Raw genomic sequence first — 15,493 nt, 5'->3', positions numbered from 1 at the left:
TGTCATTTTGCCCACCATGTCTGTATACGTGACTGGCTACATATGCTCCGTTGGACAATGACAACCAATGCAAATTGATGATTGACCCTTTTATTTTAAATATTTACGATTCAAGAGATTAAAATTTATGACCAACACCATGACTGAAGAACGCCTAACAGAATGTTTGACCATTGTACAAAGCGCTCTAGATGATATGAAAGCAAAGAACATCACTGTAATGAATGTAGAAGAGTTGACTGACGTAACAGAGCGCATCATCATCGCTGATGGTACGTCTAAGCGTCATGTACGCGCGATGGCTGACAGTGTCGGCGCTGAAGCTAAGCAAGCTGGCTTTATGCCACTTGGCCGTGAAGGCGGTATCGACTCTGATTGGACGTTGATCGATTTGGGTGCTGTTGTTGTCCATATGATGACACCACAAGCACGTGAGTTCTATGACTTAGAAGGCCTATGGTCATCACCTGAGCAATTGGCTGAGCTGGTCGCTGTGCCACGTGAGAAGAAAACTGCCGGTCGTCGTAACAAAAACAAATAAGATTGTTGATTACGATATCCGTTTAACATTGAAACATGCACTACCAAAAAGACCAGATGCTTATTCTGGTCTTTTTTTATGTAAAAATAAGCGGTTCTGTGCCTAGTACACGCACTGATAAATATTCTGAAAATGGTTCAAGATTACGCTAAGATATCAGCAACCAGTCAGCATTACTGCCTCAAAAAACAACCAACCATCAGAGCGGCTTATGAGCACAGAACCGATGATATCTACGCTACCAGCAACGGCACAAAGCAAGCCAGACTTTAACCAAGACTTGCCACTACATATCGCCAACTTAACCTGCGTCCGCGCTGGTAAAGCTATGCCATTTGCGCGCGAAGAAATGAGCGCCATTGATAAAGCACCCATCAAAGCGCCTGTTGCGGTCAACTTCATGGGATTGACCACTGATGAGCAAGCCGATCGCAAACATCATGGTGGCCCGCTAAAAGCGGTGCATCAACTAGCACCTGCGACTTATGAAAAAATCAATGCAGCGTTCAGTCTAAAGGTACGCGTCGGTACATTGGGCGAAAATCTCACGACCGAAGCCGTCAACGGTCTACCTGAAATGACTGAATCTACGGTTTGCATTGGTGACGTTTTTCAATATGGTGGACATTTTGAGAACGGTCAAGACAATAGTAATGATGATAGTGTCCAGCTACGCATCGTTCAACCACGACGCCCCTGCTACAAGATCAATGATCAAATCGGACAGTTTACCAAAGTGCCGAATATTGCTGCATGGGTCAGCAAGCAAGGCATCTTTGGCTGGTACTTTCAAGTCGTACGTGATGGTCTGATTAATGCGGATTTACCAGTTTACTTGATAGAACGCCCCTATCCGTTTGCGACACTTGAAAAGTTATGGCAACTGTCTAACTCTAAAGAGAAATACGATGCTGGTGTGATCGAGCCGTGGCTCGCGATTGAGTGTTTGGAAGAGAGTTGGAAAAAGGTATTGGCTAAGAAGATCCAGAAGTAGTAAAACTTGACCCCAAAGAATGCGACCACGCTTTCATTTTATAAATGATGACAAAATATTATTGATATACAACTGCTAGTGGTTTCATTATTATTTGTATATAACGTCAACATTATTATGGAGCCATCAGTGTTTAATAGAAAACTATTACTGACCATCCCCATCTTGGCATTAAGCGCTTGTAGCCAATTCGCGATGTCCGACACTGCTAAGGTTAAGGCGAACTCAAATCTACAGGCTTCATCAGCTACCAATAGCTTTCAAGGTATATGGGAAGGTCAAGGTTACCAATACGACATTGAGGAAAGTTGGACTATCAAGCTTGCAATAGTCGGAGGTGAATATAAAATTGACTATCCATCATTGCAATGTGGCGGAGTATTGACGCTGTTGAATACAACTGCCAATAAAATGGAGTTTAAAGAAAAGATAACCTATGGCCCATGTGTAGACAATGGCGATACAGTCATTACTAAGACTGGTACCAACACGGTAAGCTTTGCTTGGTATGATAGAGATGGATCGAAAGGTGCAGATGGTACTCTTAGAAGAAGATAAGCCTACGTGTATCGAGCACTTTTTTCATTTATCGCATCACTCAAACTACTTAAAATGATTTATCATGGTTTCCGCTCGGATTATAGTCCTAGCGGATTTTTTGTAGCAGATATTGTCGATTCAAAAATCTACTATGATTTAATACCACACCTTAGTCATCATGATGGCTGATATTAAAATGTATGAAGTCATTTATTCTAAGCAAAACATTATATGATAAAAAATACCGTCTTTCTTACTACTGTTCTTGGCATGATATTTTTATCAGGCTGCGTGACCACGACCTCCCCAGTAGCGACCACCGAAAGCTACATCGTAGATAGTAAAACCTATCAAGCTACTGGCAAAAGCGAACGTATCAAAACCATTGTGCTGCACTATACGGTTTCAGACGATGACCGATCTATCAACACACTGACCACAGGCAAGGTCAGTGCCCACTATCTAGTGTTAGATAATGACGATGATAAAATTTATAACCTCGTACCAGAAAACGAGCGCGCTTGGCATGCGGGTGATGGCGGTTTTGCAGGTAGAACCATCTTAAACGATACCTCTATCGGCATAGAAATCGTCAATATAGGCATTGCGCCTGAGTATCAAAATGCCCTAAAAGACGGCCAGCTGGCGTATCATCCTTATGAGCATTATGTGGCTTTTGACGAGTTACAGATTAAAAAAGTCGCGGAGCTGGTGCAAGATATCACCGCCAGATATGACATCTCACCAAAGAATATCATCGGTCATTCTGATATGGCACCCTCTCGTAAGATAGATCCCGGTGCAAAGTTCCCTTGGCAGCAGCTGTATAAGCAATATGGCATCGGCGCTTGGTATGATGACGCTGATAAGCTTGCTTTCATGGATGCAGACACATTTGCAGCGGCCACGATACCTGAGATTAAGCAGCAGTTTCGTGATTATGGCTATCAGATTAACAGTAGCGACGAGTGGGACAAAGCCAGTCGCGATGTCATCTATGCCTTTCAGCTGCACTTCCGACCTCTGAATCCAACAGGCGAAGTAGATTTAGAAACTTATGCTATTTTAAAGGCATTGAATAAGAAGTATGCTGATACCAACGATTTTTATTAGCCATTAACAACCAAAAATCTATCCATAACAACAATGAAAAAGGAAATACTATGAGCACATTGTTTAGCGTAAATTTGAATAAATTGGCTTTGATCCGTAACTCTCGCGGTACTGACTACCCTAACCTGTTGTATTTTGTGAAGAAGCTGATTGATCTGGGCGTCAAAGGCTTTACCGTGCATCCGCGACCTGATGAGCGTCATATCAGATACCAAGATGTCTATGATATCAGTGCATTCTTAAAGGATTATCCAGAGATTGAGTTCAATATCGAAGGCAATCCAAACGAGCAGTTTTTAAAGATTATCCGTGAAGTAAAGCCGCATCAATGCACGCTCGTGCCAGACAGTGACGATCAGCTTACCTCTGATCATGGCTTTGATATCATCACTCATCATGAGTTTTTATCAACGTTAAGCAAAGAGCTGCAAGCATTCGGTACGCGCTGTGCGGTATTCATCGACCCTGATATCGAACAAATCAAAGCGGTCATCGAGAGTGATGTACAAACGATAGAGATGTATACCGAAGAATGGGCGCGTGCTTACAGTAATAGTAAGAGCGATGACAATATTGAATTCGATGAGGTCAAGCAACGCTTTAGCGATTGTATCACCCTAGCCAATCAAAACGGTATCCGCGTCAATGCGGGTCATGATTTGAATTTGGATAATTTAGCTGATCTACTCGCCCTTAGTGATATCGCTGAGGTGTCGATTGGTCATGCCTTTACGATTGAGTCGCTAGAGCAAGGCATGGATAATGTGGTGCGTCAGTATTTAGACATCTGTGCTTAACCCGTATTGATAAGCAAATAGTTTATTCACTTTACACTCGATGCGGTGATGCTGGGATATATTTTATGCAGCCTCTGTCAGCGTAGACACAGCAAGCAAGTAAAATTTATACCAGTAGCACGGCAATATTGGCGTATCAATTTTATTTTAAAATGACTACAGTTCGGTTCTATCAGCAGTCCTAATATCTGCATTATCAATACAAACGCTAATAATATTAAAAAAAGGAATCTTTATGTATCAAGACTTTCAGAAGCACCTACAACAAGAAATCAGTGACATACGCGCAGCAGGCCTGTATAAAAACGAGCGCGTTATCACCTCTCCGCAAGATGCGCTAATCAAGATCGCCGATGGTCGTGAGATGCTTAACTTCTGTGCCAATAACTACCTTGGACTGTCTGACCATCCTGAGATTAAAAAGGCGGCGATCAAAGCCATCGAAGACTCAGGTTATGGCATGTCATCTGTGCGTTTTATCTGTGGGACGCAAGATTTGCATAAGCAATTAGAAGCGGCAATTTCTAAGTTTTTTAATACTGAAGATACGATTCTTTATGCGGCCTGTTTCGATGCCAATGGTGGTGCTTTTGAGCCACTACTGACCGCTGACGATGCCATTATTTCTGATTCGTTAAATCATGCCTCAATCATTGATGGTGTGCGCCTATGTAAAGCCGCGCGTTATCGCTATGCCAATGCAGATATGCAAGATTTAGAAACTCAATTGCAAGCGGCGCAAGCACAGCGTTTTCGTTTGATTGTCACCGATGGTGTGTTTTCAATGGATGGTAATGTCGCGCCAATGGATGAGATTTATGCGTTGGCACAAAAATATGATGCCATGGTGATGATTGACGAGTCGCATTCAGCAGGCGTGGTCGGTCACACTGGTGGCGGCGTGACTGAATTGTTTGATCTACGTGGTGATATTGAGCTGATCACTGGTACCTTGGGCAAGGCATTTGGCGGTGCTATTGGCGGCTTTACCACGGGTAAAAAAGAAATCGTTGAGATGCTGCGTCAACGCTCACGCCCGTATCTGTTTTCAAACTCTATTCCTCCTATGGTAGCTGCCGCTGGGGTAAAAGCGTTTGAAATGCTATCGCAAGACAATACCCTACAAGATAAATTGCATGAAAATACCGCCTATTTTGTGAAGAAAATGCAAGATGCGGGCTTCGATATCAAGCCCACCGCATCAGCCATTTGTGCAGTGATGCTTTATGACGCCAATGTCTCTCAGCAAATGGCGGATGAGCTGTTAAAAGAAGGCATTTATGTGATTGGCTTCTTCTACCCTGTCGTACCCAAAGACGAGGCTCGCATCCGTGTCCAGCTCTCTGCCGCCCATACCCGCGAGCAGCTCGACCAGTGTATCGCCGCTTTTATCAAAGTTGCTAAGCAAATGAAAGTGATTGATTAAGCGTCGTTCGGTATTTGTTCGGTATTCACTCGCTAGATTCAACCATTAAGTACAACACCGTTAAATAAGAGAAAAGTATGAAAGCACTGGTTAAAGCCCATGCCAAAAAAGGCATCTGGATGCAAGACATGCCAGAACCTACTGTTGGCATCAATGACGTTAAAATTAAAATTAAAAAAACCGCCATTTGCGGGACAGATTTGCACATTTATAAGTGGGATGAGTGGTCAGAAAGAACCATCAAGACGCCGATGATCATCGGACACGAATACGTCGGTATCATTAGCGAAATGGGCGATGGTGTGAAGCATTTTGAAGTGGGTGACCGAGTCACAGGCGAAGGACATATCGCTTGCGGGCATTGCCGTAACTGCCGCCGTGGTAAGCTGCATGTGTGTGAAAACACCATCGGCGTGGGCGTCGACCGCGATGGCGCATTTGCCGAATATTTGGTGATACCTGCTGATAATGTCATCAAACTCGATGAGCGTATCAGCGATGAGATGGCAGCCATCATGGATCCCTTTGGCAATGCCACTCATACCGCCCTTTCATTTCCTGTCCTCGGTGAAGATGTACTGATTACGGGTGCGGGGCTGATTGGTTCCATGGCGACAGCGATTTGCCGCTTCGCAGGGGCACGTAATATTGTGGTCAGCGATATCAGTGATTATCGCTTGGCGCTTGCCAAAAAAATGGGCGCGACGATGACCATCAACCCAGCCAAAGGTGAAACCATCGAAGGCGCCATCGCTGAGTTAAAAATGCACGGCTTTGATATTGGGCTTGAGATGTCAGGCTCGCCTCAGGCCTTTGATTCGATGATTAGTAATATGTATAACGGCTCTAAAATTGCGCTCTTGGGCATTTTGCCTAACACTACTACGGTGGATTGGAGCAAGATTATTTTTAAGGCGTTAACCCTAAAAGGTATCTATGGCCGTGAGATGTGGGAGACGTGGTATCAGATGGAGCAAATGCTGATTAGCGGTATTGATCTGTCGCCTATCATTACCCATCGCATGCACATTGATGACTTTCAAGAAGGCTTTGATATCATGGAAAGTGGACAATGCGGTAAGGTGATTTTAAGCTGGGATTGATTTTAGCGATTCAGCATTTGAGGAATCGTAGCTAGCTTTTACCCTCACATGACTTATAAAACGGCACTGATTTCAGTGCCGTTTGTTTTGGGTAAGTCACCTCAACCAACACCCCAGTTACCCATCAGGATTTGAGGCGTTGACATCACTCAAAGACTTCCCAGCACCTGCCACGCTCAATCAAATTTTATATGATGATAAGCAGGACTTTAGCGCAAATAGACAAAACCTAGATCAGATGATCATCAGGTTTATTGAGGAATCAGACGAAAGCGACTATTTAAAGAATCTAAGCTACCGAAACACCAAAAATAAGATATTTAGTAAATCCTTTTGGATGCTTCCACAGCATTTTTTTAATCATCAAACCCATCATCGTGGTCAAGTCACAACCTTTATAGATTGAAAAAACGATCTAATCTTTTTAAGTTACTATATTCTATTGAATCTGAAGAAAATCCACTTTTTAAGTTGTTAAACGCTATACTTTTAATTTCTGGTTCTAATTTCAGTATTACAGATACCACCTTCTCTAATAAAGATATAATTGAAGAACTTTCAGAATCTAATATTCCCATAACTGATGTATATTTATTCCACAAGATTAAATGTTCAGTACTAAAGTTATTTTCCATGCCTTTCTCACATTTCCTTCCAAGCCCAGAGTGGATTAACCACGTCGTAATAACTGCCTGCGGTTCGTAACTATCTTCACTCTCAATGAGTTTATAGACTAGAGTTAGTAAAGTCTGTGGACTAATTTTCTGCACATCAACATAAAGGAAAATATCTAAAAATAACTTATATTTTATTTTGAAATCTGTATGAAACAGCATTATCTTGTCAAAAATATATTGAAAATCTGTATCTTTATAATCTAGAATTTCCGGTCTTGCCAAAAAGTAATCTATTGAATCACCTAAAAAATCTAATCTCATATTTAAATCTACAATACCTAATTTACTGGCACTAACTATTTTTTCTTGTAAAACACTCTTGTCTAACACACCTTTATCATATAAATACTCTAAGACATTAAATATATTACCAGTCTGCTGAGTATTATGATTTTCTACAGAAATCCATCTCTTTAGGTATAAATCGTCAGTAATTAAAAGTCCTTTTTTATTCTTTAACGGCTGGTCATACTGTAATAAACCTTCCTCATCTATGTGTATCAAATCCAACTTAGTCAGATTATCCTGTATAGCTTTTAAAATTTCTTCTGCAATATTATTATAAGGGGAAAGTAGAGTATGAGCTGTAAGGTTAATTTTTTTAAAGAACGTTTCCAATATAGAAAATCTTGGTAAGGACTCCAAAAAGCTATCAAGAACCTCTAATTCATTAAGAACCAGTATTGAAGTTTCCTCTATTAACAAAACATCAGACGTATCTATAAGGTCTTTAAAATCATTTTTATTTAACTGAGGAGAATGTATAATTTTAAATTCTAACTCTTGATCTGTAGAAAATTTCGATAAAAACCAAGTAGTAAAAATATCTCTAGTATCCTGTAAACATAATCCTCTCATAAAAAAAGGTATAGGTAATTCACCACTCCTAAGCTTTTGCTTGTTACTTTCCCATAATTCAATCTGTTCTGGAGTAATGCCTGCCATATCTCTCAAAGATTCTAATAATCCTTCAGCACCTTCATCTATATTGATATTCCCTACCTTAAAAACTTTAGAGTTAGGAAATTTTTTGGTATATTCATTTTGTCTTTCTGTATAATCTGTAAACTGTTTGTCATTTTCAAATGGGCATAGAAGCATGCACAACTGTAAATAATCACCTTCCTGATCACAGTTATTTTGATCTACAAGTGTTCCATATCTTAAAACCGCAGTCTTTGTTTTTTCCGCATGTTCAGCTCTATTCGGATAAATACTAATAAGTTGTCTAATAATAAAGATTTTATCTTCTATATTAGACGAATTTGCTAAATTCTCTTCAAGCAGTTCGACTACATTATCAATTAAGCCTAATGAAAGAGAGAGATTGATAAAAAAATCTTTTTCTTGCTTTCCTATGTCTTCTAACTTAATTACATCTGCAATAATCTGATAGGCAACTCCAACCTTACCTTGATTTTGTAAAGCTGCCGCTTGTACCAGTTTCCATTTTGAAGCAGCTACGCCTTTAGCAATATTTTTTTCTGCTAATCTTTCTGCATCAGCCCAGCGCTCTGTAGTGATAAAAGCTTGGGCTAGGTCTAAATATCTATTTTTACTCAACTCTCTTGTTTCTAATATACTCTCTGCTAACTCAATTAATTGATTAGCAGTCATACTGTCCCGAGGATTTAAATATTTAATCAGTTGTACAGCAATAACTAAAGGCTTATCTAAATCTATATACTTTTGATATAAGTTTTGGGTAAACTCCTTATGTCTACTTTTATCTTGGTTAGACTTATTGACAAAATCTTGAATCGCAATGAATGCTTCACCGTCTGGGAGCGACTTTACAATTTCCTCATATCGATCAGATAATATTTTGTCGAACATTGAGTCAGCGATTTCAGCCCCAATACAAAAGATAGCAGGAATATTTTCTCTAGAAGAACTCAATAAAATACTTTCATATTTTTGAATTAACGATAAACATAATTTAGATTTATTTAAGTTATAATATGAGAGGATATGTATACCACATTCATCACTATCTAGTAATTCTAGCTTTTCAAGTAATTCGATCACTTTTGTATATTGCCCACAATTAAATAATATACGAACATATGATCGTATAAATTCTGAATGTGAGGTTCTTTCACTTAAAATTTCATCAAAATAACAGGTAAGCTCTTCTAATTTGTTAAAATATCCGTAAATTAATGCACTGATATCTATAAGCACAGTGATATCATTTGGATATCCTAGCTTTTTAGCTGCAACCCATGCTTTCTGTAATGAACTAAATGCTTGCTTCATGCCTTCTAGATCGTAATCAGGTCTCCCCTCAATAGGAAGAATCTCTCCAGATATTCCCACATCATTTGAAGATTTCTGGAAGAATCTTCTAGCAGCTAGTGCATTAAAAATATAGGTTTTTCTATCATCCTCAAATTCATGACCTAAATTTTCTTCAATGATGAAATCTAGTTCTTCATGAAGATATCCTATAGTACATATAACCATTTGTATCGTAGTTTCAGTGGGGTAATGTTGTTTTAGCAGTTGAAGAGCCTCTGTAGGTCTCTTAAGCATTGCTAAAATTTTAGCTTTTAGTGCACATTCTGGAAGACTACTACTCCCTAGTGTGTCAAGTGATTCTTCGAGCTCATCTGGTGAAAGTGTTGAGTGTAGTTTAAATTTTGACTCTAAGTACGCCAAACGATATCGATCTTTGCAACTCTTCTCTTGTGCTAACTTAAAGTATTTTTCCGCATCATCACGAAATCCTTCATGAGACAGAATATTACCTTTTTGATAGTAAAACTCTGCCATTTCATGGGTATTAAAGTTATCTTTTTTAGTATTTAGTTTGTCTAATACTACTTTTGCAGCCTGTATGCGATTATTTGATAAATAATCTGAACACACCTTTAAATCAGTTGAAAATTCATCCTTAGGATTATCAATCCAAGGGGCTTCATTTTTCAGTTCAATCGATTTTAAAAAAATAGGCTTTTCATCGATATTTTTTGCGATTAGACTCAAAGTATCCAATACAGATCTTTCTAATCCGTTAATACCTTTTCTAATCTCGGAGAATGCTAGCTTTTCTTGAAATCTATTCGCATAAAAACTATATATATCTAAATCCTGATTTAGCAGGTTTGTAGTAGGAATGTTTATCGAAATAGTTTTTTGACTATCCAACTTTTTAGCATTTTCATCAAACCATTTCTCATCAAGCCAAAAATAATAAATAGGACACTCATAAAACTTTTTCTCATCTCGAATATCTACAACCGCTACCATTACAAGAGGTTCTTGTCGGTGATAATATGCTAATGTAGTGGTTTTGAAATCGTAAGAGATGGATGTATGAGTTTTATTATATGTTGGCGACATAGTACCTTTGAGCTGTAGATAGAAGCTAAACTCGACTTGACTACTGTCATTTTTCAACTGTATCAAGTAGTCAATTCCATAGTCTGAATCACCATCTTGTTCTTTCTCTATCCAATCAAGTGGCATATGATTAGTCAAAGCTTTTTTCGCTAGTCGTCCAATTCTTTGGCTATCACCTTCTTCAGGCAAATTTGTCATATTCACATCCTAAATATTTGTAGAATAAAGGTTATCTATAACCAGCTTTGTTGCAAAAATATATTAATAATGGCTTATTTATAAATATGATTATCAGATGGATAAGTTTGCAACTAAAACTTACTGTACATCAATTGTTAAACCTATAACAACTCCCTGATTAGGGCATATCTTCAATTGGATAAGCCATAAATAATAGTTACAATACCGCGTCTATTAAAGCTTGTATGCATGACATGATTCCTATAATTCCCAAAAGGAGCAATGCTAAAGCGCCTAATCCAGAATTCGATAGCTACTTATACAAACTGCGCCATTTGGTAGAGAGTATGTTTGCAAGGCTCAAACACTTTCGTAGTATCGCCACTCGCTATGAAAAGTTAGCTCGTAACTTTAAGTCAATGCTTTATCTGGCGTGTACTATCGTTCATTGTCAGCTGAATTGAAGACACGCCCTAGTGATTAATGGCTTAGATTAACAGATAACATTCATATATCAGGTCAAAATTTTTATCTTTAAAAATATCAGAAATTCCAGACACAAAAAAGGTGAGCATTACGCTCACCTTTTTTATATTTGCAACAATACTCTAAACCAACTTAGCCTATCTAAACCAAGCACGGGCGTTACGGAACATACGCATCCACGCACCGTCCTCATCCCACTCTTCTGGTTTCCAGCTGTGGTTGTAGGCTTTTAGGTTACGCTCAGGATGTGGCATCATAATCGTCACACGACCATCAGTGCTACACAGACCTGTGACACCGCCGACCGAACCGTTTGGATTGAGCGGATACGTCTCAGTTGGATGACCTTGGCTATCGACATAACGCATCGCAAGCTGACCGTGTTTTGCCATACCGTCGATTTGGGTATTGTCTAGTGTGGCATAGCCTTCACCATGCGCCACAGCGATTGGCAAGATGCTGTCTTGCATGCCTTTGAACAGGATAGACTTGGTACGCTCGACTTTTACGTTGACCGTACGCGCTTCAAAACGAGCTGATTTGTTAGCGATGAAGCGTGGGAAATTGTCTGCACCTGGGATAAGGTCTTTTAACTGAGCCATCATCTGACAACCGTTACAGACACCTAGTGAGAAGGTATCAGGACGGGCAAAGAAGCGGACAAACTGCATGCGTAGCTCGTCATGGAACAAGATAGAGTTCGCCCAGCCAGAGCCAGCGCCGAGTACGTCACCATAACTAAAGCCACCACAAGCAACCAGACCGTCGAAGTCACGTAGATTGATACGACCACTGAGTAGATCGCTCATGTGTACATCAACCGCTTCAAAGCCTGCTTGGGTAAAGCCTGCTGCCATTTCTGTCTGACCGTTGACGCCTTGCTCGCGCAAGATAGCGACTCTTGGTTTGCTGTTATCAGAATCGGCACGACTGTTTACATATGGCTCTTCAACTTTCTGATTTAGATCAAAGTTCGGCGCAGCGATGAGGCCTTTATGGCTAGCATCAGCAATCAAGTCATACTCTTGCTGTACGCATGCTGGATTATCACGGCGACGAGCGATTTGATAGCTGACCTGAGTCCACGCTTGCTGTAATTCAGTACGGCTAAAGCGTAAGGTTTCTTCACCCATGAGCGTTGGCGTTTGGATAAGCAGACTATCTTCTTCCGAGCTTTGACCGACGAGGCTCAGCATATCAGCAACGTTAAACTCTTCTGCCAATTGCATTAAAGCCGCGACGTTTTCTGGCAATACTTGGATGACTGCGCCCAGCTCTTCACTGAACAGTTGACCGAGTAAGTTATCATCGGTCAATGACAGCTTGATACCTTGACGGCTAGTGAACTGCATCTCAGCGATGGTCGCTAGTAGACCGCCATCACCGATATCGTGATACGCGCTGATGACGCCTTGTGCATTGCCCGCTTGGACAAAGTTAAAGAAGTCGACCAAGTCGCTTGGCTGAGCCAAATCTGGGCAATCGTTACCCAATTGGCTAAGCGTTTGCGCAAGGATTGAACCGCCTAGACGCAATTTGCCTTTAGACAAATCAATACGGTAGAACGCGCTGTCGCCATTGATTAGCTCAGGGGTTAGCGTTTTTGCCACATCAACCACAGGAGCAAAGGCAGTAATCACCAAGCTCATTGGTGAAACGACTGATTTATCCGTCTCACCTGCGTCACTGCTGTCTGTCCAGTTAGCACGCATAGATAGCGAATCTTTACCGACTGGAATCGCGATACCGAGTGCTGGGCACAGCTCTTCACCGACTGTATAGACCGCGTCGAATAATGCGGCATCTTCCGCATCATCACCACAGGCAGCCATCCAGTTCGCTGACATTGTGATATCAGACAACTGAGCAATGCGCGCACCAGCGATGTTGGTAATCGCTTCGCCAATTGCAAGTCGTGCTGACGCTTGTGGGCTGATTAGCGCAACTGGTGTACGCTCACCGATACTCATCGCTTCACCGCTCATCACCTGACCATCTAGCGCGATCAAACCTGATGCCGTCACTGCACAATCCGATACAGGCACTTGATAGCGACCAACATACTGATCACGCACGACCATACCAGTGATAGAGCGGTCACCAATGCTGATCAAGAATGACTTGCTAGCGACCGTTGGGTGACGTAATACATCAGTAATAGACTCGGCTAAATTAACATCGCCAAGCTCTAGTGCTGGCAACGTGCTCTCAGAACGCTCAAAGCTACGCTTCATCTTTGGTGTGCCACCGAGCAGTACTTGCATCGGCATATCGACAGGCTGCTCAGCGAGCAATGTATCATCAACGACTAGCTGACGCACATCCGTGGCTGATCCCAAGATGGCATACGGGCAACGCTCACGCGCACAGATCGCATTGAATTGGGCTTCGCTTTCTGGGCGAATCGCGAGGACATAACGCTCTTGCGCTTCGTTTGACCAGATGGCCATTGGTGACATGCCAGCTTCTAACGATGGGATTTTACGCAGGTTTAGTACCGCGCCCATCTCGTGGTCATTGACCAACTCTGGCATTGCATTAGAGATACCGCCCGCGCCCACATCATGCAATGACACGATAGGGTTGCCGTCTTTGCCATTGTTGCTCGCATCGACATCATTACCGGCTAGTGCCCAGCAGCGATCCATCACTTCTTGGCAACGACGCTCCATTTCAGCATTGTCACGCTGAACTGAGGCAAAATCTAAGCCTTCATCGAGTGAACCACTATCGACTGAAGATGCCGCTCCACCGCCCAGACCAATCTGCATGGCAGGGCCACCAAGGACGATTAATAAATCACCTTGTTGAATGGCGTTTTTTTCAATGAGGTTGCGTTTGATATTGCCGTAACCACCTGCCAGCATGATTGGCTTGTGATAGCCGCGCATCTCGCTGCCGTCTTTTGCCGCTGACGTATCCAACTGGAAACTACGGAAATAACCGCATAGGTTAGGACGACCAAACTCGTTTGAGAAGTTGGCTGAACCGAGTGGTGCTTCAGTCATGATCTCAAGACTGGTTGCCATACGATCTGGCGTGCCATAAGCCTGAGTACTCAATTGACCTGACTGCTCCCATTTCTCAGCGAGCTCTGGGATATGTAGGTGTGATACGTGAAAGCCTGTTAGACCTGCTTTTGGCTTACCGCCACGACCTGTTGCGCCTTCATCACGAATCTCACCACCAGCACCCGTCGCTGCACCCGCATACGGGGCGATCGCCGTTGGATGGTTATGCGTTTCGACTTTCATCAGAATGTCGATTGCTTCTTGATGGAAGTCATAAGGATGGGCAGAGTTTGCATCCATCGCATCAGTTGGAATTGGGTAAAAGCGCATACCGTCAGACCCTGCCATCACAGCAGCGTTGTCTTTATAGGCAGACAAGATACCTTGTGGGTTCGACTGGTAGGTATTTTTAATCATTTGGAACAGTGACTTTGGCTGTACTGCACCATCAACTGTCCACTCAGCGTTAAAAATCTTATGACGGCAATGCTCTGAGTTGGCCTGTGCAAACATCATCAGCTCAACGTCAGTTGGATTGCGCTTTAGCTCATTGACATACGCATTCATCAAATAATCAATGTCTTCACTTGATAACGCAAAGCCAAACTGGGTATTGGCAGACTCTAATGCTGACTGACCTTGTCCGATGACATCAATATGATTCAATGATGCTGGTTGCTCATCATCAAACAATTTGTTCAAATCGTTCAAATCATAGACCAAGCTCTGCGTCATACGGTCAAACAACAACTGCTCAGCGTCTACTGGTAGTTTTTCGCCTGCTTCACTATCAATTGTTAATGTATAAACAACCACACGCTCAACACGATTGATTTCAATTTCACAGTTATTAAAAATATCAGTCGCTTTACTTGCCCATGGCGAAATCGTGCCAAAACGTGGACCAACGATGACTTGTAATTGATGGTCCTGTGGGTCGGCGAGCACTGTCGCACTGTCAACAGCGAGTAGGTCTAACGCCTTTTTATGTTCATCACCTTCGAGCTTGCGTGATAGCACATACACTTGCTGGGTACTTATTTGACTGACATTGAGCTCGGTTTTTTGCTGAAACTGACTGATGAGTTGCTGCGTCTGAAAATCGGTAAGAAACGGTTGTCCGGCGATGGTCATCATAAAGGCATAATCCGTAAGATCAAGGCATCTCTGCCATGCTAAGTAAATGGTCTGCGTATTATAACAAGAAGCCCTGTAATAAGCAGGTCTAAACCAAGATAAATTGCCGAAAAGCACATTTATTGAACTCACAAACGGTTAGC

General features: G+C 41.7%; 10 protein-coding genes and 1 pseudogene. 9 read left to right on the top strand and 2 right to left on the bottom strand.

Features of this window, described 5'->3' with window-relative positions; translation table 11 throughout:
• Window positions 1-127 precede the first annotated feature (127 nt).
• From rsfS to I6E61_RS14380, 8 genes are all read left to right on the top strand, one after another.
• Window positions 128-541, top strand: a complete 414-nt coding sequence (rsfS, locus tag I6E61_RS01730) for a ribosome silencing factor (RefSeq protein ID WP_194196055.1) — start codon at window positions 128-130, stop codon at window positions 539-541.
• Between the two features lie 226 nt (window positions 542-767).
• A complete protein-coding gene (locus I6E61_RS01725) occupies window positions 768-1,535 on the top strand; it encodes an MOSC domain-containing protein (protein WP_197129448.1) in 768 nt (255 codons plus the stop codon).
• Between the two features lie 129 nt (window positions 1,536-1,664).
• Complete coding sequence (locus tag I6E61_RS01720; protein ID WP_197128891.1) at window positions 1,665-2,093, top strand: hypothetical protein; 429 nt, start codon at window positions 1,665-1,667, stop codon at window positions 2,091-2,093.
• Between the two features lie 213 nt (window positions 2,094-2,306).
• Window positions 2,307-3,188 (top strand): N-acetylmuramoyl-L-alanine amidase, encoded by an 882-nt coding sequence (locus I6E61_RS01715; protein ID WP_197128889.1) that lies wholly within the window; start codon window positions 2,307-2,309, stop codon window positions 3,186-3,188.
• Window positions 3,189-3,238: 50 nt separating this feature from the next.
• Window positions 3,239-3,985: a pyridoxine 5'-phosphate synthase gene (locus I6E61_RS01710; protein WP_197128887.1), complete on the top strand. Its 747-nt coding sequence runs from the start codon at window positions 3,239-3,241 to the stop codon at window positions 3,983-3,985.
• A 235-nt stretch (window positions 3,986-4,220) separates the two neighbouring features.
• A complete protein-coding gene (kbl, locus tag I6E61_RS01705; RefSeq protein WP_197128880.1) occupies window positions 4,221-5,411 on the top strand; it encodes a glycine C-acetyltransferase in 1,191 nt (396 codons plus the stop codon).
• Window positions 5,412-5,488: 77 nt separating this feature from the next.
• The gene (tdh, locus tag I6E61_RS01700; RefSeq protein WP_110921907.1) at window positions 5,489-6,514 is read left to right on the top strand and encodes an L-threonine 3-dehydrogenase; all 1,026 of its coding nucleotides are present in this window, start codon (window positions 5,489-5,491) and stop codon (window positions 6,512-6,514) included.
• Window positions 6,515-6,596: 82 nt separating this feature from the next.
• The gene (locus I6E61_RS14380; protein WP_369074421.1) at window positions 6,597-6,920 is read left to right on the top strand and encodes a DinB family protein; all 324 of its coding nucleotides are present in this window, start codon (window positions 6,597-6,599) and stop codon (window positions 6,918-6,920) included.
• Here the strand turns inward: I6E61_RS14380 and I6E61_RS01690 are convergent.
• Window positions 6,910-10,734 carry a DUF4365 domain-containing protein gene (locus I6E61_RS01690; RefSeq protein WP_197128876.1) on the bottom strand — a complete coding sequence of 1,275 codons (3,825 nt, stop codon included), beginning with the start codon at window positions 10,732-10,734 and terminating at the stop codon, window positions 6,910-6,912. The two genes, I6E61_RS14380 and I6E61_RS01690, sit on opposite strands and share 11 nt — an antisense overlap.
• A gap of 248 nt (window positions 10,735-10,982) precedes the next feature.
• Between I6E61_RS01690 and I6E61_RS01685 the strand changes: the two are divergent.
• Window positions 10,983-11,180 (top strand): annotated as a pseudogene (locus tag I6E61_RS01685) (transposase); the annotation flags it as partial.
• Window positions 11,181-11,339: 159 nt separating this feature from the next.
• Here I6E61_RS01685 and purL read toward each other — a convergent pair.
• Complete coding sequence (gene purL / locus I6E61_RS01680; protein WP_197128874.1) at window positions 11,340-15,350, bottom strand: phosphoribosylformylglycinamidine synthase; 4,011 nt, start codon at window positions 15,348-15,350, stop codon at window positions 11,340-11,342.
• Window positions 15,351-15,493 lie beyond the last annotated feature (143 nt).

Origin of the sequence: Psychrobacter sp. NZS113 (genome assembly GCF_015864825.1) — a bacterium.
Lineage (GTDB): Bacteria > Pseudomonadota > Gammaproteobacteria > Pseudomonadales > Moraxellaceae > Psychrobacter.
Note: the sequence above shows the minus strand (reverse complement) of the source record. Positions and strands in the feature narration are given on the sequence as shown.